Origin of the sequence: Pectobacterium aroidearum, assembly GCF_041228105.1 — a bacterium.
In the GTDB taxonomy this organism is placed as follows: Bacteria; Pseudomonadota; Gammaproteobacteria; order Enterobacterales; family Enterobacteriaceae; genus Pectobacterium; species Pectobacterium aroidearum.
On sequence record NZ_CP166097.1, the window covers coordinates 1,794,512 to 1,815,012 of the forward strand.

Sequence of the window (20,501 nt, forward strand, 5' to 3'; positions counted from 1 at the left end):
GGAAATAACATGAATAATCAAGAAATGGAAAGTATCAAGAAGTTATCCACAAAAACATTTTATGATATGACAAAGTATCTTTATGTGGCTGGAATGCTGATATATAAAGAGCAAGGAGATCATGAGTTAGTCGCATCTATTATGTTAGATAATAATAGAACGGAATCGTATCTTTCACATGTTAAAGATCATCTGGCTAAGCGTTTTGATGGATATATGGAAGAAGCGGGTAAAAGAGAAAGACTTATCTATGTTGATATGGATAAAGTCATGTGTGAAATGAGATATGTTCATACTCAAGCATTACTTTTTAGTATGAGTTAACAACAGCGTATTCGGCCCCGAAAGGGGCTAATAAAAAACACAGTGAATTAAATAAGCATTTAACTATGAGGGTGTAAATATGTCTAAAGAGAAGATAGGTGTTAATAAATCAACCAAACTGTTCTATGACCTTGCATGTAGATCGTTTTCCGCAAGCTGGAATATGTTCATGGAAGTTAATGGAGATGGGGATGCTAATGATTATTTAGATGACCCGGATTTTATGAGTCCATTTATTATCCATGTTATTGATCATATCCAGAACAACTTTGAAAGATTCACTGCCCAAGAAGGAAATAATGGTGATATTAATCAAGTTAACTTTGAACAGGTTGCTGCCATGTTAGTCGGGTATTCAGAAAGTTTCAGGAAATAATAAAAAATCTTGCCCCGCAAGGGGCTAACATCAGTAATACATGAAAATATAAATGGTAAACAACAACGAACAAAGTTCTATGACAAATAAAATATCTGTAGTAGTCAGTATGCTGTGTGAAGGAACTCCTAAAGTAATGAATACTATTCAAGAAAGCTTTGATGTGTTTGTTGCCCTTAGCGGGTATTCAGTAGAAGAAATGATAGAGAATAAGGGTTTGATTGATGCCTTAAATCGACATATCAATAACGATTTAGTTGATGAGTTAGATCTGGAATATGGCTCTGTTATTGTTAACATATTTTATAACAACTAATTATTTTTACTAACTATTAACATAATAAAAGGATTAAAGATGAAAGAGATTACATTGAACAGCCATGATAAAACAAAAAACCATCTTATTGCTAACATCTTACAAGGGTTCTGTGATGAGATATATGCCATTTATGAAAAAGATCCTGAAACAGCAATCTATATTATGAGTTGGGGGAAACTTTCAGAAGTTATTTATGATGTGGTGATAACTCGTGAGATAATAAAATACTCTATCAACAACAATATATCTGGTATCAATAAAAATGATTTGAAGGAAGATATTTTACATTGGCATCTGGAGCATATCATTGAACTCGTGTTTAAAAATATAAATCAGGATGAAAATCAAGACCCTGTTTATTGGAAGTTAAAAATGTCAGTTGTTTGATATTCAGATGTAATGAGTATTTCCTCGAAAGAGGGAAATAACATGAATGATAAGATTAAGGGTTATAATATGATTGATGAATTCCACGTAATGTATATGTATAGAAAAATCCAAGCTGAAGCCGCTACTACTGATATCAAAACATTGAATCAACTGTTAAAGAAGTTCCGCAAAGTGGTAGCAGAGCGTCGTGAAGAATACTATCAGGAGATTGGTGAGAAGAAGGCGCGTAAATTAAGGGTAAATAGGATGAAAAAAATACGTGAGCAAATGGCGCGTGACAGGATTTTACCAGATGCGCTGATTGACTGACAATAGTCAGTCATAATAATGTATGCTTCATCAAGTAATCGAGGTCATTATGGGTTGGGAACTTCACATCGCAAGAACAGAAAATTGGTTCGATAGCGCAAGTAATCCAATCAGTAGTGAGGAATGGCTCAAGCTTGTTGATCATGATAAAGAACTATCAATAGATCGCAAGAATGGGGAGTTTTTTGCTATATGGAGTGGTCAAAGTGAACACGATGAACCTTGGCTTGATTGGGATGATGGAAGGATTTCAACTAAACATCCTGACGAGGCGCTTTATTGCAAGATGTTGCAGATCGCTAGCAAGCTAGGGGCAGTTGTTGCCGATGACGATGGTCATAAATATTTATTACCAAGTGACCTTATAAACCCATCATGGGGGAACCTATCGCCCGCTGCTAAAAAATATTCTTTTTGGAATAAGTTAATTTCAAAATTCAAATACTAAATTAATATAACATACTGATGATTGCTTAATTTAACATTTAGTTTCTCTGAATGTTTAAATTTATGGATGCAAATTTACTGTTATGACCAATAAGGTTAATTATTTGTTTTAATAAGTATGGAATAAAAATTACACTTTTCGCAAGTGGAATATTAAAAAACTATTTTGATATTACTGTTTTTTTATTTTCAGATCACTCAATTCATAGCTCCAATCAATCAGGTTATCTGGGCGTTGTAGGTCAAATAGAATACGAATTTTATAACCGTTCCCCACAAAACTACAGCATCCGTCAACATCTGATGCGATGCCTTGATTGCCAACAAAAAGTGTATTTTCAGTAGATTCTTCCTCATCACTCAGATAAAACAACCCCGGATACCTACTATTGGCTCGGTTGAAAAATTGCTGATGATCGAAGCACATAATGATAATCAGTTCACCCGAAATGATATCAAAAAGCAATTCTGTTGGAAGATTCAGGCTCATAAATGGCCGTGACAAGGGATCGAAAAAGCTGTAGTTGATATTAACTACCTTGCTTTTTATGTCTATGCCATCCATCCACGTACTAAAAGCCAAAAAGCCTTTTTCAGCATCACGATAGGCACCTAGGTAAAGACAATCATCAATAACATCAATTGCCCAATTTTTACCTGAGCAAATAGTTTCCCAGAGGTGAATCAGATTTTTATTATAAAATGTAGGGACGAAGTTTCTGTCATAAATTTTAATTGGTGATTGGGAAAGATTATCAAATCCTTCACCTGTATAAATTGCTTTTAGTACATTATTTCCCCTAACAATTTGTTTTTTTATCCTGTTAAACTGATTTACATCTTTTTCAGACATATTATTTATATGGTGATCTTCAGGGGTGGGGTGGTCAGAGGTGAAAGATTTTAAGGCTGCTTCATACAGTTCATGGTTCCTTTTTCCCGTTTTGACTTCAATGAGCTGGAAACCCTCTTGAAGTGAGAATGTTGCTAGATCACCTATATGAACAAATGTGCTCATGTCCGTGACGACAGCCAATTTATGTTTATGCTCATTAATCAGGTCTGCGGCAATCATAGAGTCAATGATGTTTATACGTGAAAGATTGTCTGTATGTGGGGTGATAGGAAGGCGTCGTATTGAAGAAGGTTCATTGTCCAGCATGCTCCATATCAGTGAGTCAATGCAACGGCGTAAAACCAATATCTCATTCTTTCTTAAAGTAACTGCATAAATGCATGCTACTTTCTCTTCTTTATTCCTATTCCGGTGATGTTCCTTTTTTTTCGCTTCCAGTTTTATAATATCATCCAATCGGAAAATAATTTCAAATGACATTATCTTCTGTGCTATCTTCCAGTTACTTAAGCAAGCCTCATAATCTAACATAACATCTTGTTCTTTTTCTAAAATTTCAGATTTCTCTCCCCTAATTAGGCCCATTAGGTGGCGAATGAGAACAATGAACTCTGGAGGAAATCTCGTCCAGAAATTCCTAAAAGGTTTGAATTTATTCTTCATGTCTTCGCCCTTAGTGAGTTTATTCATGCAAAAGCCTCATTTTTTTGAAGTGGTATATAAAATCAAGATCTTTTAATTACCTATACTACTAGGCTGAGTCCCTTAATTGTACATCTTTTTGTAAAAGGGTTGGATGTAGTCTAAATTCATCATCGATATATAATTCCTCGTAATTATATCGTAATGTGTACCAATCCGTTGATGTTTTTTAATCAGCCCAAATACCTCTTCGCTACGTTATGATTGCGGTAAACGTGCTGGTGAAGCGTGAACGACCGTCCGAAAGAATCACTTTTCCCCTCTGCTTTTGCCTGATTAAGAGGCGTTTCCGATACTACTTCTCTCTGTGTAACGGCAGCGATGGTCATGTTCTAGGGCGGTAGTAATTTAGCTGGTGAGGCTGATTTACGTTCTGGTGCAATACGCTTCACGCTCTGACCCCACCTTGTCATTAGCATTTGCGATAGGGTGTCAACTATACTGACAGAGGGTGATGTATCCTCAAGCATAGTCATCTGTTCTGCTAAGACATTCAGAATGTCATTTTTGGATAGTTTTTCATGAAGTTTGATTTCAAGTGAACCGGGGAGTTTTTTCATTTTTTTTCCTTATTGTTATTTTTATCATGATACTGCTTTCAAATGGTTTGTGGCATCAGCTAAGTCTTTTCTTGCCGCTTCATTTTCCTTCGTTCGTTTGTATACCTTTCGGGGCTTATCGATCTTGATACTGTTTTTAGCATTAGGAACAGCATTATTCTTTTTCTTCTTACTAAAAATAAAAGCATCCGTGTAGATCTCTTTCGTTTCTCTTTCTAAAGCTAGGTTTCGTCTTTCTTGTTTTGAGTAATCAGTATAGTTTTCTGGATATTTTTCAAGCTCAGCATGAAGACTTCTGGCATTGCTTAAATGCTCTTTACGCTTTTCATCAAGTTGATGGCTTAGACCTTTGGCGAAAATGTTCGAATTAATATACAGATGCCCATGATGTTCAACGAGAATGCCTTTCTGTTTAAGCTTTTTGAATATGTTGGACATATTGCCGGATGCGATATTCAATGCTTTACAGAGTGATGATTGCGACAGATTGATAAGGTTTCCAAACTCCATATATTCTAAGATATAAGTCAAGACACGGAATTCATTCTTAGATATATCCAAATCAGAAAAAACACGAAAGTTGGAAGTGAAAGCAAAAACATAAGGCTGTGCAAATGAGATTGCTTTATCTTCTTCTGTTGCAATAACAGTGGTCGATTTTATATCTCTGTTTTGTAGTAAGTGTCTTGCGATATCAATCTTTTGTTCAGTGGTTAATGTTTCAAATAGGCTAAGTAGTTCAGTGTCATTAGTATTCATATTATTCTCTCTTATAATTTTTATTATGTTATTTTAAATACTATGCAGAAAAATAAAAGTCAATAGTTAAACTATAAATAAAATAGGGATTTTATTATTATGCTATTGTTATATGTTAAAAAACCTATGTTCAAACATAGATCTTGCTATGTTCGAACATAGGACGGATCTATGTGCGCACATAGGAGTTTGCTATGTTCGAACATAGCAAAAAAAGTTGTGAAGCCTTGATTTCATTGGGCTGGGACAGTGCTTATAATTAAATAATTAGTAAGAAGTTAAGAGAGTCCAGTTTTCCTTTTTTCTTATATGCAGGGTGTTTTACGTGCGAATATGTGGTTTTCTTGATACTTATTTTCAGTTTCGTGATTGTTTCATACAATCACGAAGCGCTGCTGGTGTTTTAGGGATACTGCAATTGTTTTTCTTATATTATATTGGCGGCTATCGCCGCAATTCTCTATGGATAAATCCATCATTAACAGGGGCAAGCCCTGTTCCAGCAATGTGATTGTTTTGGACAATCACTTAGTGCTGCTTATCTGAATATAGTTTTCCTATGTGTTTAAGAGCAAATGCTATAGCCTTGATGAATTTCTAGTTAATATAATGACAAAGGGCGAAGCCATGAGCGATAGCTCATAAGAAAGGATTTGTTTTTCAATATGAAGTTTTAATTAATTATAGGGTAAATCTGGTATATATAATATCTTAAAAACTAAACCGTACATGAAGTCGTAAGATTAATCATACTATTTCTTCTTTATCGGCTATCGCCGAAATTATTTATGGATAAATCCATCATTAACAGGGATGAACCCTGTTTCAGCAATGTGATTTTTTTGGACAATCACTCAGTGCTGCTTCTTTGAATATAGTTTTTCTATACGTTTAAGAGCAAATGCTATATGTTATCGCGGTAATTCTGTGTTCAAGAATAAGATCAATTTTGTTTTTTATGATTAAACGATCTGAAAAACATCTTTCCTCTTTTTGCTATCAATACTAAAAACGTACTTCATCAAGATAAAAATACATATTTCAGAGTTAGGGCGTAGCCGTGCTTATGAATACAGGTTCATCGTTTTCGACAGCACATGAGCGTTAGCTCATAGAGGGCAGTGATTTTCAAAAAAGGGTTTTAATGAAACAAGAAGGAAAGCTTCACAATAAAAAATATAAACTTCATTCATAAACAACTAATCATTTTTAATGTCGAAACCCCTCATGGCGATCATAAAAATCGCCCGGTTTCTTTTAATCCTATTAAGTATTATCTCTTACTTCTTGCAAAATTAAATTAAGAAAAATCAGCCTGTAGCCCTTGTAGTATAAGGACTAGAACGAAAACAGGCGACTGACCGTACAGTCAGTGCTCCTGACTCTATAGTCAGTATTCCTGACTGCGTGGTCAGCTTTCCTGACTTTGCAGTCAGTTTCTATGTCATTTTATAGCTTAAAAACGACAGTGATTTAAATTATCGTCACTGGAATAGTTGCGATTTTTAAAATATTTTCGCAAAAAAATATGCAAAAAACTTGATATCTATTTTGTGCATGGTATTTAATTTATTATAAATAAAATAACAAGAGGAAATACATGATGAATGAAATAGACGTTGACTTGGATTTAGGCTTAAATCCTTTTTGTTTTGAGACCGAGTTAAAGATTGAAACACGAAAGAAAAATCTGACCGTTTCAAGAGGAACGGAACTTATTGAAAGAAAAGATACCAGTAAAAGCTACTTCGCCAATATCGTACATACACAAGAGGTCGATAAAGAAGAGTTTATTAAACTCTATACCTCTCAGATAAAAGCGTACTTTGATCTCACGAAAACCGCCTATAAAGTATTTTTTATCTTTTTACGTATTTATCAGGATGCGATAGGAAAAGATCACTTTTATCTGAGTTGTAAAAAAGCGATGTCGCTTGCGGAAAAGATAGATCATTTCGTCTTGTCTGAATCAATCTTTTACAGAGGGATAAAAGAACTCATCGAAAAACGTATTATTGCGAAAACCAATGAGAAAAACTGGTATTTCGTAAACCCTGCTATTGTCTTCAATGGTGATCGTGCTCGCTTTGTTTCAGAGATTATAAAAAAGAAAGAAGCAATGGAAGAACAACCCGAAAGCATGGTCAGTAATGGTGGTAGAAATGTTAAAGGAAAAAACAAGTCAATTGAGTCAGTCATAGAAGACGTGAATAACCAAGAAGACATAGATTTGTTAATCGCAAGATTACAGGCTAAGAAATCCCAAGCGAGAATGATGAGTAAAAACATGGATGGATGTGCCGCTACTGAAGAAGTAACTCTTTTACCACCAGAAGAGCCGTTAGATTGGGATAATATTCAGGGCGATGTTTCATTTACAAAGATGATGTTCAGTGATTCAGTAAATATGATGCATGAAAATATTTCAAGTGGAATCTCAAGGGAAATATTATTTAAATGAGCTGGGTTAAATTTGATTTCCCTAAAATAAATATGGTATTAAAAATAAAACAAAAAGGAAAATAAATAATGACTAATATTAAAATCATCACACTATTTAATACTAATGATAAAATACCATTTATGACTTGTGTTGTTAAAGATGTTGAAGAGAATGAATATGGGATAAAGCTTACCCTCGAAAACAACAATAACATTTATGTTAAAGATTACGATTCTTTCTTCCTGTCTGAATCAGCAAATGATTGCGATAAAGGACGAATGGTAAATGTGTATGGGAGATTGATTTCTGAACTCAGCCAAGTAAGCGAAGAAACAATAAGATCTCTGATGTCAGAAACCAAAGCCTATAACAGTCAGCATCCCAACACGCCCGTTAGTGTTCTGGATGATTACTATTACTGTGGCAGGGTGAAAGCCAATACCTCAGATGAACCCGCATTGATGAATGCGCTTGGCCTACAGGATCTGCGTGAAGTGATAGCTGAAGATAACTTCTTATCTGAACTGGAAGTCTCTGGCGGTATCGTGCTTCACATTGACAGGGGGTATCCAGTAGCGGAATACAAAGGTACAGACATCAGAATAGCTATAGAACCGATAAGCTTTGCCCATATGCTGACCAATGGCTATGTGGTAATGTTCAGGAACGGTGAGTTCGAGCATGAGTTTGAGGGCGATCTCTATGAGGCGTTATCTCAGGCTGTTGATAGGTTTAAGATCGCTGTTGCATTGTATGAGAATGAATGAGTCATTAAAGTGAAATCCTTCCCTCCTTATGTTTTATCTATTGGTAGTGGAAAATAATTAGAGTCGTTAAAATACGCTAAATAATAATTATCGTGCAAATTATTTTCTTTGGTTGTTCCTCATTTTTATTATTTATATGCTTTTAAAAATACAGGTAATGCGTTATGTTTAGCATTGCTGTGATATTTAACAACAAAGAAGCTAACAAGCGATGAAGTCGTTTTACATGGAGAATGATGAAAATGGAATATATCGAATCATCTAATAAAGTTCTTGCCAGATATTATGATGCTTTTATAAAAAGAACAAGTGGTATCATTCAGGAAACGGCAGAGGATATTGGCACGGGTGCAGTGAGAATGTCAGTTTGGATATCACCAAATGCAATGTTATCTGTAGATCCAAAGTATTCAAAATTAATTTCAGAATTTAGACATTTAGTCATTCAGGAAGATAAAAGAATGATGGTTTGTATTTTATCTCTGATCGCAAACCCTAATTTAATTTATGATATGGTAAAAACCATTGTAGATTATTTATTTTCAAAAATGCCAGAAAAAACACAAAGAAACCTATCGGAGAGATATCGGGAGTTGGGTAGTAAAGTATCCAATGTAATCGCAGAGCAGGCTATTAAACAAGCTACGAAAATAGCAATAATTGAAGGGTTGTCAAAATTAATTGCAACAAAAATATCAAATGAACCAATTACAAAACTCACTGCCGATCAAATGTCAAAAGGTGTCATAACAGCATTTCAAATATATAGTTACGTTGAAAAAGCAGCTCAATCCGCACGAAAATTAAGACGTGATGATAGAGTAATATATAACATGCTTTACTCAAAAAATACTGAAATGTTTTACTTCATCGTAGCGAAAAAAATAGATCCTTTGATTGTTGTGACAAAATTAAACGATCATACTAACGCTGATGAACTTATAAATGTACTTGCTGATATTTTCTACGACTGGTGATGTCATGTTAAAATCAATAAGATCGGTATTTTTAGACATTGCTGCTATTTTTCTGACAATAATTTTTTCAATCCTATCAATTTACATTTGTGGGAAGATTTTTCCTGAAGATTTTTTATTTCCATCATCCGTATTTGGCATGATATTCTCATTTTGGCTTAGCAATCGATTAATAAATAAACTAAGATAAATGAATAATGTTCAAAATGTAGATTTTTTTATGTCTTTCTGGGGGGGTAATGTTATCACTTTAGATAAATTATCACTTAGTAGGAAAAATAAGGCACAGACACTAACAAAATGATTATCTGTGCCTGTGTTTTTATTTAATCACAAAATACTTTCATTCCAGATACTATAGCCAGATGTTCCTGCTACCTTATGCTCCCATGATATAGAGCCGTATTTTAGATGCACTTTTTCATATGGCATCATTTCATTGTTATTTATTGAGTGTGGGTAATTACAGGAGATGTCAACAATACGCGCATCTGTTAATTTAATTTCGTAAAAAAGTTCCAATTGACCAGCGGCATTCACTCTGTATAAGAAAAAGTTAGCTGTTAACCGCTCATTTGAAGAGGTTGAAACACCAAGTAACGGCGATGATTTATCAATAAATTTAATTAACTCAACAGGGTGACAGGACAGGTTATCATCATAACTCATTGAGTGATTGAGACTCAATACTTGTATTTGGTCTTCATGACCGAGTTGACTTCTGTTGCCAATTGATTGCAGTGATGAACAACCAGAAGAAATTAATCCTTGCTTATCACCTGTAAGTTCTAAATAAATAATGCTAGACATTTTTCAATAACCTCAAGAAGTAAATTTATTAGTGTATTGATGGTGTATCAAGCTTGAGTGAAAGTTTTCGCCCATCTGATGTTTTCATTTCAACAAGATTGCTTTGGGTAACTTGCATCAGAGAAAGGCATAACCTCATCATCAATGCTAATATTTCTTCAGGAGGTAATGAACTATTAAGAAGGCTGCTTTTTAATTGTTCATTAAGTTGAGTAGTTAATTCTTCTTTATTTCCCATATTCTCTCTCCATGTGTTAATCCACTATTCCTAACTTAAAATCAGCTATCCCAAATACGGAGTAAAATGCAGTCTGATGATTGATACGAGTTGGTTCTCGCTCTCAGGTTTCAATAGTACAACTTAATTATGAGCTTTTCAATATTCATTCAATCCAGTAGTCTACGAAAAACCTTACTCTCCTTTGGCTTAAATTATATCGGTTAACTACATTTCCTTTGAACCAAATGTCTAAGGATTTCATGTGAGCTGTGTTGCTGTTCTTCAACAGAGGTAGATCGGGAATATAGTTCTAAATCTGATCCTTGCCTGACATACTGGAATAGGGCCAGCTCTCCTGACCATCATTGGTTGCTCGTGTTTTTAGCTCACCGAAGCTATTTAAGGTGTTTTTCTGGTTAGATGTTTTTTATTTTATCAATTCTAATATTGTGTAAAAATGGGATCTGAAATATTCATATAAATTATTAGCTAGGAGATAAAGTGTTAAGGATTAATCAGATAATAAAAATTCTTAGTGATATAAGGCCGTATGCCCCTCATACATACAAAAGCAAAACGGAAAAAGTGATAGATAAGATACATGGTAGATTAGTAATGGTTGGGCTTGTATTTATGTCTGCACTTGTTTTATTAGTCATTTTTTATAAATTGACTAATTTATTTAAAACAGATTTTATTATATACGCCATCTTTTTTATGTATTTTATTACGACGCTAACAGGAGTAATTATTATGATATTACCTCATTTTGTAGCAATAAAATACTTGGCATATTGGAAAAGAGAAGCATTTAACGATTTTGTTTGTGAAATATCTCATGATGAGGAAAATGCGAGGCTTCTCTTAGCTTACTCAGAAAAAGAATTATTATACGCAATTCATTGGCTACAAATGAAGGTAAACAGAATAATTATAAGGGTTAGTAATTTCTTCGGTGAAAAGACGGCAGTATTATCGATATTGGGGCTTTGCTATTCAGCAGTACAATCATCTATTGGCTTTAATAAATTAAGTAAAATATTCACTAGTGGTTATTTTTCTTCAGATACTACTAATGTTTTTATCATGTTCGGATTGGCACTTTTGCTAGGAATATCGCTAGGGGCGTTAATGTTGAAGAAAGTCGCGAATCATCAGTTATACCTCAAAGAAATTGTCGAACTGGCAATAAGGATCAAAAAGGATACTGAAAATGATGAGGGGATATCTGCATAGATTGCTCCCTTTTGATACCGATTACTAAAGTATAGAATAATAGAAATTATGTTTAAAAAGCCAGAGTTTATCTTCTGGCTTTTTTATACGTATATACCAAATAAACCTACATCTTGAGGTCATTGGGCATGTAATAAATTATTCCATAAAGTAATGAAATAGATAGGTGCCATTTTAAAGGCACCAATAAATAAAACCTGATAAAAAAGCCAAAATATATTTTGTTGTTATTCGTTAATCCAACAATCCTTTCGAAACCTTACTCGCAGTCTGACTGAAATTATATCGGTCAACAACATTCCCTTTGAACCAAATGTCTAAGGATTTCATGTGAGCGGTATTGCTGTTCTTCAGCAGGGCCAGACCGGGGATGTAGTTCGAGATCTGACTCTCGCCTGACATGCTGGAGTAGGACCACATTTCCTGACCATCATTTGTAGCTCGTGTTTGTGGTTCCCCGAATGCGTTAATAACATCTTGCGGTGTCGTTTTCCCCTTAACGATTTTGGTTTTTACGGTTTGTTGGGATTCGTCTTTCAGGGATTTATTGCCATAAGTCGTGCAGGCGGAAAGAGGCAGGATCACCAGTGCTGCGATAAACATTTTTTTCATGTTAACTCCATATAAACAGTAAACGTAGAAACAGGCGTAAAGAAGCCGGGGCCAGAGGTATGTCGAATCTGGCTATTACAATTTGTGTTAATGGCTGGCGAAGAAAGCCGCTTATCAGATGTTGTGAGTCTTTTTATCTAATCCGCTAACGGCATCCCTCATGGTTGTTTTCCCTGATGTAGCATTAATAGAAGCGGCGCAAATGCCATAAAACAGCTTTAGGCGTTTGTCTTACGGCCAGTAGCTCCATCTCCTTGAACCCACTCGTAAACAGCTCTGTGGCTCTTCCTCTCACTTTATCCAGTAACGATTCTTCTAGCAAGAAAATGATCGATATAACAGATCGATAAATTAATATTAATAGTTTATAGCGATTGATAATGCTTTATCGATCGGCATTTTAATTGATTTAATCGATCGAATAATAATATTTGATAGATATTAACTATTATTATTTTGTTTTTGATCGTTACAAACGATATGACGACCCTCAAAAATAATTGAATCCTATCAATTGGTTAATCAGGTGGCTTTTCTGTGGTCGTCCTGTAAGAGCAAGCTGTAACGTCTTCAGGCAACCCGAAAGGCATCAAAACATAACAGCTTTTATGATTATCAGGATGGATAGGAAGATGAAGAAGATTTTACTCGTTGCTTCTGCTGCTCTTTTGTTGGCGGGATGTGGTGAGAAAGGTGACTTTGAAAAAGTGATAAATGCGAAAATTTCAAAATCAAAGGTGTGCTACTCACTGCAGGATAATGACATTGTGTTCAACAAAGGTTTTCCGGTAAAAGTTAATCATGGCTACCGTTCTGCCGGATACAATGCCAGTGATGAAATCCTGAACGGGCTTGTTGAACAGGGGCTACTCACTGTTTCGCAGCAGCCTAACGGATTTAGCAGTGTTGATGTTCTGGAAGTTACCGATAAAGGCCAACAAGTTGAGTTTTGGGACCGTGAGGAAGGTGCCTGTGTTGGTCATCGTGTTGTTGCTGAGATCACAAGCTGGACTGAACCGAGTGATGGAGCTGGTGCTAAAATCACGCAAGTGACCTATACGTGGAAGCTCGATGGCGTTCCGGGTTGGGTTGATAAGAAAGCCTTTTCTGGCGTCAGGGGAATGGCTGAACCAGAAGAGGCCAAAATTGTTCTGGTGAAAACCAATAACGGCTGGGCCGCTCGGTAATTACAGGAAGAATGCTATGAACTCTATCTATTGGGTGTTTTTCATCGGTCTGCTGATAAACATACCATCACTGGCTCCGGTGCTGTTTCTACATAAGATATCGAAGAAGGTGAAGGTATCGATGGCCCTGAGACTTTTTCTGCTGAATGCCTTCTTGGTACTTTCTGTTGTGACGGTATCGCAGAACACCACGCAAAAATACGGACTATTCCCTATATGGCTGGTTGTTGCTGCTATTGGGCTGTTTGCGGTCACGCTGGTGCCAACGATAAAATTTATACGTAAGTATTTAACCGTAGGTAAAAGCAGGGCTGTTATCCTGTCATCATTCCTGATTGTCTATGCCGTCAGATTTCATGGCGTGTTTTCAGATGTGAACGGCAGTGGCTACACAGTTAATGGATACAATACGGTGTGGACATTGTTCTTTCTGTTTGCCTGCCTGTTGGCTTCTCTCGGTTGTACTGGGAGTAAAACATATTCTGGTTATTCTGCGCCGTCATCTGTACCGCAATCAGATTATTTTAAACCGGCCAAAGAGTACGAGACACAATCACAAATCGATTATGATATTGCTGTGAAGGGGCGGAGCGTTCTGTCTGATCCCAATCTGAGTATCGTGGAACGGCAGCGTTATCAAGATAGATTAGATGAAACACACCCCGGCGGTTAATAATCATCATGTGGGATTAACATATATGGATAGTTCGATGCATTAAACTATCCATACATTGTTTTTCTATTAACTATAAATGTATTACGATTAAAATCGTCGCTTTTTATCATCGAACGATATATTTACGTTAAATATTTTAAGACTACCTATAATAACTTGGGAACTTATCATTATAAAGCAATCGCCAGCACTCGAAAGCTTCTTGTATTTTATCCTCTCGAGTTAAATTCCTTGCTTTTTCTGATCTCGAAACAGCAGTTTTTAACTTGGATATGACATCATTCTTTTGTGAATCTGTCTGGCATGGGTATATGTAACCAGCTATTCCCATTGGATCCTGCATTGCAGAAAGTTCGCTATTTAAAAGTAAATTTAGAATACAATTAACATCTATATCAAATACAATAGATTGCTCAGATTCCGCATATTTTGCAACCCTCATTTCTAAATAAAATGATTTTATAGGAACATCCCGGAAGTATTTCCATGCTTTGATGAAACGAATTAACTTTTTCACCTTTCCATCGTGTTTATTATCAATTTTTCTCACATAATCGTTATGTGCTTCTGGACTAATTCTCATCCATTCATCATTGCCATCTGCAATCTCATATACACTAAAATTATTTTCTTCTTTAATATAGTCAGCAACAACAATTTCAGTTGTCTCTGAACCGTCTTTACCAAAAGGACAGACAACGGCTGGGCAACTCACTCTTACTCCTGTGTTAGGAAATCGGGTGGCTAATGCCTCTTTAACATTACTGAGAGATACCGAGGATCTTTTTTTTAAATTTTCTGTTGGGATGCTGGCTAAATAATCAACATCACTATATCCTGAGATATTAGTTCCATTACCAAATGAACCTATTCTGAAGAATTGTGTTAAATTAAACTTATCTTTTAAACATGACTCTATTGATGCTCTGTGTGACTTTGCTGCTGCGGTTTCAGCAGCCGTAGTTTTAAGTTTATCATGGAAATCACTGAATCCCTCTTCTATTGTTCGCGGCATTTTTTATCCTCTACTCTAGGTTAGAAAAATAATAAAATTACTTAGTGGGTGAAGATATATTATAAAAAACATTCTTATCAATTTCTTCTATGGAAATTTTATTTTTATCTCTTTGTTCTATATAAAGATATGTTTAATAATTAACAATCTAGTTTATCAAGATAATAATTAAAATGTCTTTTATATTGTTCTTCATTTTTTTTCCGAAATAATTTGTGCATTAGATCAGGTACAGGTTGATTGCTAGCTCTATGAGAATATATTTCATCTTGAATGGTCCTAATGGTAAATGTTAACTCTTGATTTTCAATTTCTTTTTGGGATGCCAATGTGTCGATTACTTTCTCAATAGCTTCATTAATTCGAGTGCATTTTTCTATCGTGGCTTTATTTTCTTTAAATTGTATATAAAAATGCCTAAGTAAAGGTAGTAAAAAAACAATGTAGAAAAAAAACTCATCTACCTTCATTTGGAAATAGAATCCTACACCCAGTAGCGAAAGGAAAGATAGACATAATATTGAAATAAGAATTTTGCTTAAAACAATTCTCTGAGATAGATCCCAACCTACATTTTCATTTTGACACAAAATAGCAGCAGTGCTGGTTTTGAATTTATACTCTTGATCAAAATACCAATTTTGGAACTCACTATGTCTATTTTTGTTTTTGTGATAGAGCGATGATTTATATATTATACTGTAACTAGGCTTTTTCCCTACTTTGATATCATTCCATCTGATTGATAAAACATCGCAGTCGAACATCTCTTGGATTAGAGCCGCTTTCTTTTTTAGATCTGAAACCATCCCATTTGTAATAATTGTAAAGGCTAATATTGCAATACCATAATAACCTAAATATGGTATGAATTTGTTAATCTGTAATAGCTCATATTTATCGATGAAAACTTTTACTAGAGAAATAACAACTGGAACAATCACACTGAATAAGAAATTAATTTTGTTAATAAACTTAGCCTTGGAATATAATCTCCTGACAGCCATTAACATTTCAATATTATCGTTTTTATTTTGCTTTTTATAAACAGAGTTGATTTCCATATTCAAAATCTCATAATGATTTATATAATAAAAGATTTAGTTTTTATCAAAAGCTACTGACATTGTCAGACTGGTCTTTTAGGGTAATGAGAATAATCATTATATTCTCTAAATTGTTAGATCTTTGTGAAAAATCATCTTGTGTTGTCAAATAAAAAATTATATACAATGGTATTTAAATCACAAATTTATTAAATATGAACACAATAGCATTAGGTTTGTCAATGAATGAGTGAAAAATAAATTTCACATTGTTTCTTAACTGCTAATTACGTGAAGCGAGTGCTACCAATATGGAGATATGATCTTACCCAGCATTATCATGTAAAACTATTAGTAGGCTGTATAACCTAAATAACTACGCACATTGATGCTTCACTTCTCATCGTGCAAGGCGGCTAGTACTGGCAGGGACTGCCTTCATCAAGTGTAGCGCTATTGTGCAAAGCTATTTAGATTTACTTTAGCTTTCGCGATAACCCGGTGGTTTAAACCTATACGTGTTACCTTTCTTGAGATTTTCTGGTTGTTTAGATAGAGTGAGGTCGGGGACAATCATGGCCTCTGACTGTTTGTGCTGCGGACGACTTGGAAAACGCCCGATCTCCTCTTTGGTTGGACTATAAGTATCACTGTTAAACCTTGCGCGTCTTTCGTGCTCAGCGCGTGGCACATAGATACCCAGCACCTCATCAAACACGTAGTTTTCTGAAATACGTTGATCGTGCTCAACATCAGAGGCAACGGGCTTCTTCTTGGCCCAGACGAATTTCTCCCTTATATATTCAACCACCAGTAGGGTGAAACGCTTGAACAAACCAGTCTGATAAGGCTTAACTTGCTTCCTCTTACTTTTAACAGGAGCGCGTTTATCCGCTCTGGCAGTTGGAGATGATGGGGTTTTCAATTTAGTGCGTGTATGAGGCGTAGGGGCAACCAGAACAGGATGTTGATCTTCTGATGACGACGACTGCGAACCCGTTTTCGGTAATACGATTTCAACAGGCTCAGGCATTTCTGATACGGTGAAGCTTCTAAGGTCAACAACGATCTGTAGATCCAAATCTTTGAAGACACCATATGTGGCCTGAGCTTCTTGTTTCATCTCATGACAAACAGCCTGTTCAGCAGCACGTTTTTTCTGAGCGCTCTTACTGTTCCACTTGGCACGATGAACACGTTGCATTGGCGGACGACTGGTTAACGTTGCTTTGGCAAGCCATAGCGCTTTTTCTTCAACATCCAAGGTAATAGCGGCATTTTCCAAGGCTTCATTGTGTTGAGCCTCAATAGAACGATGATCAATACGTTCATTACTGCCAGCAGCAGTAAGATAGCGATTGGCAATCACTGACCATGATTCGCGCCAAAGGATTACGTTCTTCTTATCGTTCCAGCTTCTTTCTTTTTTACCGAAGCCATCAGCGGTGATCGGTTTTAATGTCAACATTACATGAGCATGGGGATTTTTACTATTGAGATCATGATATGCGATATCAGCAATCATGCCTTTATCGACAAAATTCTTCTGACAGTATTCAACAACCAGTTTTATCTTATCTTCATTGTTAAGCTCACAAGGGATAGCGACATCAAAATAACGGGCTGTTTGACCGTCTTTCTGACGTTCAACCCTTTCGACTTCATTCCAAAGAGCGGTAGAGCTTTCAATAATATGAGCAGGTGCGGAAACGGGCGCTAATATCTGATGATGGAATAAATCTGTCCTGTGGCTGAAATCATATGTGTTTCCAGTGCGATCATCTGTTATTCTGCAACGCGCATGATAAGCAGCTTTCCTACAGGAAGACATGCCCTCAGAGCGCTTCACAATTTTAAACTCCAGATGAAAAATCGCCATATAACAAATACCCTCAAATATAACTATGCTGCTGTTAGTTTTTCGCAAGAAAAACTCTATGTGTTGACCTTGGTTTTTCTTTTAGCCTGCGGCAGGCAACCGTCGGTAGACCCCACACGCTCACGAAGTGAGTGTATAAGTGGGCATTGTTTTTTTGAACAATGTAAAATCCCTACTTAATTAATACGAAATATATTAACGTCTGTAAAATCAGAGCCAAACAAAACGCCAAATTAAGCGGCGCAATCTGGATAAACGGCTGAAGTATTCCGCGATATTACATGAATGGGTTTTAGATAGCGTCCGAAGGACAAGAAAAGTGTTAATTTATCCCGCCGTAAGGCGGGAAAGCACTAAAACAAGAAAATAGTAGCTTTTATAAGTGGTTTTCCCTGTTGCACAATTCACAGGTTAACCATAAAAATAAGAGTGAAAATTTAACAGATGAAATGAAAATTACTAACAAACAAAAATAAGTAACGCGGAGAGTATTAGATGAAATAGTTAGTGGTTATTATCATGTTGTGTTGTTGATTTTTATTTTACTTTGCTTTTGTGGGTTTTTTATGATTTTTGACAAAGAATAAAAAATAGAATAGTTAATATATAACAATTATTAATTAACAAGAGAGGATTCAGAATGGGAGGGTTGATAACAACAGCAGCACGCCTTAAAGATGGTACAGTTGTAAGCTTTAGGCACTATACCAACAATGACTTTAACCTTGTCTTGAGACAAGATGATTTTATTAAGGAAATGAAAAAGATTTCTCCAAGCATAAAAATATCACCTCAAAGGAAATACATGAAACTCAGCAGGGATGATGTTATCGATAAATTTGAAAGAAGGTTCTCAAAGACAACGTTTGATTATGTGTGTGGGAATAGCTTTCTAGCTCCTGTCTGGTATGGAATCAACTTCTTTGATTATAGAAAAAATGTGGCATTTTCGGTGAGCGACTTTTCAAGCAATTTGCATTTTTTGACTTACAACCTAATGTCTAATCCGATAGTCATAAAAATGCTTAAAGAGGGTGTTATGTTTACAGAGAGTGATCTTGTTCGCTTATCTCATAATGTACCTTTCGTTTATTTAAGAGATATTCTTAAGCTCAAGGAACTTAAGAATATAAATGCATTATATGATGAAAATGTAGAGGTTATTGATCTTAAAGGCCGTGACACATTTGATATCATTCGTTCTTTTTTTGATGGTAATTTAGTTAAACCTGAATATTTCAAGCTAAGAGTTAAATATCCGAGGTGGGATTTTTATTCCCGCTCTGATGGTGAGTATGGATTCGATATATTGAAGGCTTACTTAGAAAAGGAAAACCTCCTGACTAAAAATGATAAGATTTCGTGGGGGCTATTCGAGTCAAATGGGCGATAATTGAACATGGCAACGGTTGATGTTGCCATGCATATTCTATGCGTTAAGGCCTATTTTTAGGTTTATTCTGACGCTTAGGTTTTAGCGTTATTTTTGGCTTAGGTAAGTTTGTTTCTATCTCGATAAGAAACCTATTGAACTCATCAAGACCACTTTTTAACATTGTATCAATGTCATCTGTATTAGTTTCTCCATGTAAACAAGCCATAACATGGTCTATAAGATAATCATCGAAAATTATACTATCTTCATGGAAATACTTCTTTTCACGATCTCCTATATGAACGACAGGAATCTGATGGCTGTTATATCTTAAAATCACGATATAATGTTCAGTGACTCTCGCCATCTTCGCGCATTGTACTGAGAGATCTTTAGTATCAGAGCTTTTTAACGTGTTATTTTTGGCCTGACCTATGATACCTTTTTGAAGGCTTTTATCGGATGTAGAAATCCATTCTATCTTAATCCCAAAATCACATCCGAATCTGTGTTCAGGAGAATTTTTTCCCTTATGTGCAGTTTTTGATGTCTTAAAGCGTAAATAATATCCATTACCAAAAGATATCTCTGCTAATGATAACCCAGCGCAAAATGCAGCGAAGAAATCATCCTCTTGTCTATAATTTTCCCTTGTAAAAATATTAGTGATTTTTGTAAGTTCAGCATGTAATTTCGTTTTTAATTCATTGTAGTCATCGATAGAAATATTTAGCCTTTCGTAACTCATTTATAGTCCTTAATAATTATGAGTGTCAATTTTCTACTTGTTGTTAAATGCTTGTGATAGTTTATATGTTTTGAAACATCAGGAATAATAGCAGACTTAAAATGGAAATAACATGATTTTAGGTTGATAGCTCTCACGTATAAGTTTTCGCCTCGCGCGATGAGAAGTGAAGCATCAATGTGAAAAGCTATTTAGGTTAGTTGGATGAAATAATATTAATCTCGATAGGGCTTTGTTGAGTAAATCGAATTCCCGTGATTTTAGAGCGTTCTAACGATGTGTGGCATTCTGTAACTGATTGATCTGTCGTTGTTAGCAGTGTGCTATTTGCTTCATGAATCGAGAAAAAGGGAATTATTCAACAAAGCCTTTCGATAGGTATTAATGCTGTTATGTGGGGTATCAACATCGGTTTGATGAGTTTTTTTATAAAATAAAATGAGTTGCCTGTATTGATAATTATTAAAA

At 35.4% G+C, this 20,501-nt stretch carries 23 protein-coding genes and 1 pseudogene; 13 read left to right on the top strand and 11 right to left on the bottom strand.

Going from position 1 to position 20,501, the window contains the following annotated elements; all coding sequences use genetic code 11:
• Positions 1–9 precede the first annotated feature (9 nt).
• The 6 genes from AB8809_RS08130 (at position 10) to AB8809_RS08155 (ending at position 2,166) form a co-directional block, all read left to right on the top strand.
• Positions 10–324, top strand: a complete 315-nt coding sequence (locus AB8809_RS08130) for a hypothetical protein (RefSeq protein ID WP_349856241.1) — start codon at positions 10–12, stop codon at positions 322–324.
• Between the two features lie 79 nt (positions 325–403).
• Entirely contained in the window at positions 404–700 is a 297-nt protein-coding gene (locus AB8809_RS08135) for a hypothetical protein (RefSeq protein WP_349856240.1), read from the top strand.
• A 79-nt stretch (positions 701–779) separates the two neighbouring features.
• Positions 780–1,016: a hypothetical protein gene (locus AB8809_RS08140; protein ID WP_349856276.1), complete on the top strand. Its 237-nt coding sequence runs from the start codon at positions 780–782 to the stop codon at positions 1,014–1,016.
• A 39-nt stretch (positions 1,017–1,055) separates the two neighbouring features.
• Positions 1,056–1,406 carry a hypothetical protein gene (locus AB8809_RS08145; protein ID WP_349856239.1) on the top strand — a complete coding sequence of 117 codons (351 nt, stop codon included), beginning with the start codon at positions 1,056–1,058 and terminating at the stop codon, positions 1,404–1,406.
• Between the two features lie 69 nt (positions 1,407–1,475).
• A complete protein-coding gene (locus AB8809_RS08150) occupies positions 1,476–1,718 on the top strand; it encodes a DNA-binding protein (RefSeq protein ID WP_349856275.1) in 243 nt (80 codons plus the stop codon).
• A gap of 49 nt (positions 1,719–1,767) precedes the next feature.
• Complete coding sequence (locus AB8809_RS08155) at positions 1,768–2,166, top strand: hypothetical protein (RefSeq protein WP_349856238.1); 399 nt, start codon at positions 1,768–1,770, stop codon at positions 2,164–2,166.
• A 171-nt stretch (positions 2,167–2,337) separates the two neighbouring features.
• On the opposite strand, the gene AB8809_RS08160 is transcribed toward AB8809_RS08155, so the two are convergent.
• The 3 genes from AB8809_RS08160 to AB8809_RS08170 form a co-directional block, all read right to left on the bottom strand.
• Positions 2,338–3,711 carry a hypothetical protein gene (locus AB8809_RS08160; protein ID WP_349856237.1) on the bottom strand — a complete coding sequence of 458 codons (1,374 nt, stop codon included), beginning with the start codon at positions 3,709–3,711 and terminating at the stop codon, positions 2,338–2,340.
• A 344-nt stretch (positions 3,712–4,055) separates the two neighbouring features.
• The gene (locus tag AB8809_RS08165; protein WP_349856280.1) at positions 4,056–4,283 is read right to left on the bottom strand and encodes a hypothetical protein; all 228 of its coding nucleotides are present in this window, start codon (positions 4,281–4,283) and stop codon (positions 4,056–4,058) included.
• Between the two features lie 24 nt (positions 4,284–4,307).
• Positions 4,308–5,042 carry a DNA-binding protein gene (locus AB8809_RS08170; RefSeq protein ID WP_349856236.1) on the bottom strand — a complete coding sequence of 245 codons (735 nt, stop codon included), beginning with the start codon at positions 5,040–5,042 and terminating at the stop codon, positions 4,308–4,310.
• A gap of 1,603 nt (positions 5,043–6,645) precedes the next feature.
• Here AB8809_RS08170 and AB8809_RS08175 point away from each other — a divergent pair.
• The 3 genes from AB8809_RS08175 (at position 6,646) to AB8809_RS08185 (ending at position 9,229) form a co-directional block, all read left to right on the top strand.
• Positions 6,646–7,503 (top strand): hypothetical protein, encoded by an 858-nt coding sequence (locus tag AB8809_RS08175; protein ID WP_349856274.1) that lies wholly within the window; start codon positions 6,646–6,648, stop codon positions 7,501–7,503.
• Between the two features lie 68 nt (positions 7,504–7,571).
• The gene (locus AB8809_RS08180) at positions 7,572–8,252 is read left to right on the top strand and encodes a hypothetical protein (protein WP_349856235.1); all 681 of its coding nucleotides are present in this window, start codon (positions 7,572–7,574) and stop codon (positions 8,250–8,252) included.
• Positions 8,253–8,494: 242 nt separating this feature from the next.
• Positions 8,495–9,229: a hypothetical protein gene (locus AB8809_RS08185; RefSeq protein WP_349856234.1), complete on the top strand. Its 735-nt coding sequence runs from the start codon at positions 8,495–8,497 to the stop codon at positions 9,227–9,229.
• A gap of 330 nt (positions 9,230–9,559) precedes the next feature.
• Here the strand turns inward: AB8809_RS08185 and AB8809_RS08190 are convergent, their stop codons facing one another.
• From AB8809_RS08190 to AB8809_RS08200, 3 genes and pseudogenes are all read right to left on the bottom strand, one after another.
• Entirely contained in the window at positions 9,560–10,039 is a 480-nt protein-coding gene (locus tag AB8809_RS08190) for an Hcp family type VI secretion system effector (protein WP_127158139.1), read from the bottom strand.
• A gap of 28 nt (positions 10,040–10,067) precedes the next feature.
• Entirely contained in the window at positions 10,068–10,277 is a 210-nt protein-coding gene (locus AB8809_RS08195; protein ID WP_127158138.1) for a hypothetical protein, read from the bottom strand.
• 149 nt (positions 10,278–10,426) lie between these two features.
• A pseudogene (locus tag AB8809_RS08200) lies at positions 10,427–10,662 on the bottom strand (hypothetical protein); the annotation flags it as partial.
• Between the two features lie 98 nt (positions 10,663–10,760).
• Here AB8809_RS08200 and AB8809_RS08205 point away from each other — a divergent pair.
• Positions 10,761–11,495: a hypothetical protein gene (locus AB8809_RS08205; RefSeq protein ID WP_349856233.1), complete on the top strand. Its 735-nt coding sequence runs from the start codon at positions 10,761–10,763 to the stop codon at positions 11,493–11,495.
• A 234-nt stretch (positions 11,496–11,729) separates the two neighbouring features.
• Here the strand turns inward: AB8809_RS08205 and AB8809_RS08210 are convergent, their stop codons facing one another.
• A complete protein-coding gene (locus AB8809_RS08210) occupies positions 11,730–12,107 on the bottom strand; it encodes a hypothetical protein (protein WP_349856232.1) in 378 nt (125 codons plus the stop codon).
• 632 nt (positions 12,108–12,739) lie between these two features.
• Between AB8809_RS08210 and AB8809_RS08215 the strand changes: the two genes are divergently transcribed.
• Together AB8809_RS08215 and AB8809_RS08220 are read left to right on the top strand one after the other, a co-directional pair.
• Entirely contained in the window at positions 12,740–13,294 is a 555-nt protein-coding gene (locus tag AB8809_RS08215) for a lipoprotein (protein ID WP_349856231.1), read from the top strand.
• A 16-nt stretch (positions 13,295–13,310) separates the two neighbouring features.
• A complete protein-coding gene (locus AB8809_RS08220; RefSeq protein ID WP_349856230.1) occupies positions 13,311–13,967 on the top strand; it encodes a hypothetical protein in 657 nt (218 codons plus the stop codon).
• Between the two features lie 145 nt (positions 13,968–14,112).
• Here AB8809_RS08220 and AB8809_RS08225 read toward each other — a convergent pair whose 3' ends face one another.
• The 3 genes from AB8809_RS08225 to mobQ form a co-directional block, all read right to left on the bottom strand.
• Positions 14,113–14,985, bottom strand: a complete 873-nt coding sequence (locus tag AB8809_RS08225; RefSeq protein WP_349856229.1) for a hypothetical protein — start codon at positions 14,983–14,985, stop codon at positions 14,113–14,115.
• A gap of 140 nt (positions 14,986–15,125) precedes the next feature.
• Entirely contained in the window at positions 15,126–16,049 is a 924-nt protein-coding gene (locus AB8809_RS08230; protein ID WP_349856228.1) for an S-4TM family putative pore-forming effector, read from the bottom strand.
• Positions 16,050–16,512: 463 nt separating this feature from the next.
• Entirely contained in the window at positions 16,513–17,910 is a 1,398-nt protein-coding gene (gene mobQ / locus AB8809_RS08235) for a MobQ family relaxase (RefSeq protein WP_349856227.1), read from the bottom strand.
• A 640-nt stretch (positions 17,911–18,550) separates the two neighbouring features.
• On the opposite strand from mobQ, the gene AB8809_RS08240 reads away from it, so the two are divergent.
• Positions 18,551–19,303, top strand: a complete 753-nt coding sequence (locus AB8809_RS08240; RefSeq protein WP_349856226.1) for a hypothetical protein — start codon at positions 18,551–18,553, stop codon at positions 19,301–19,303.
• Positions 19,304–19,346: 43 nt separating this feature from the next.
• Here the strand turns inward: AB8809_RS08240 and AB8809_RS08245 are convergent, their stop codons facing one another.
• Positions 19,347–20,033, bottom strand: a complete 687-nt coding sequence (locus AB8809_RS08245) for a hypothetical protein (RefSeq protein WP_349856225.1) — start codon at positions 20,031–20,033, stop codon at positions 19,347–19,349.
• Between the last annotated feature and the right edge of the window lie 468 nt (positions 20,034–20,501).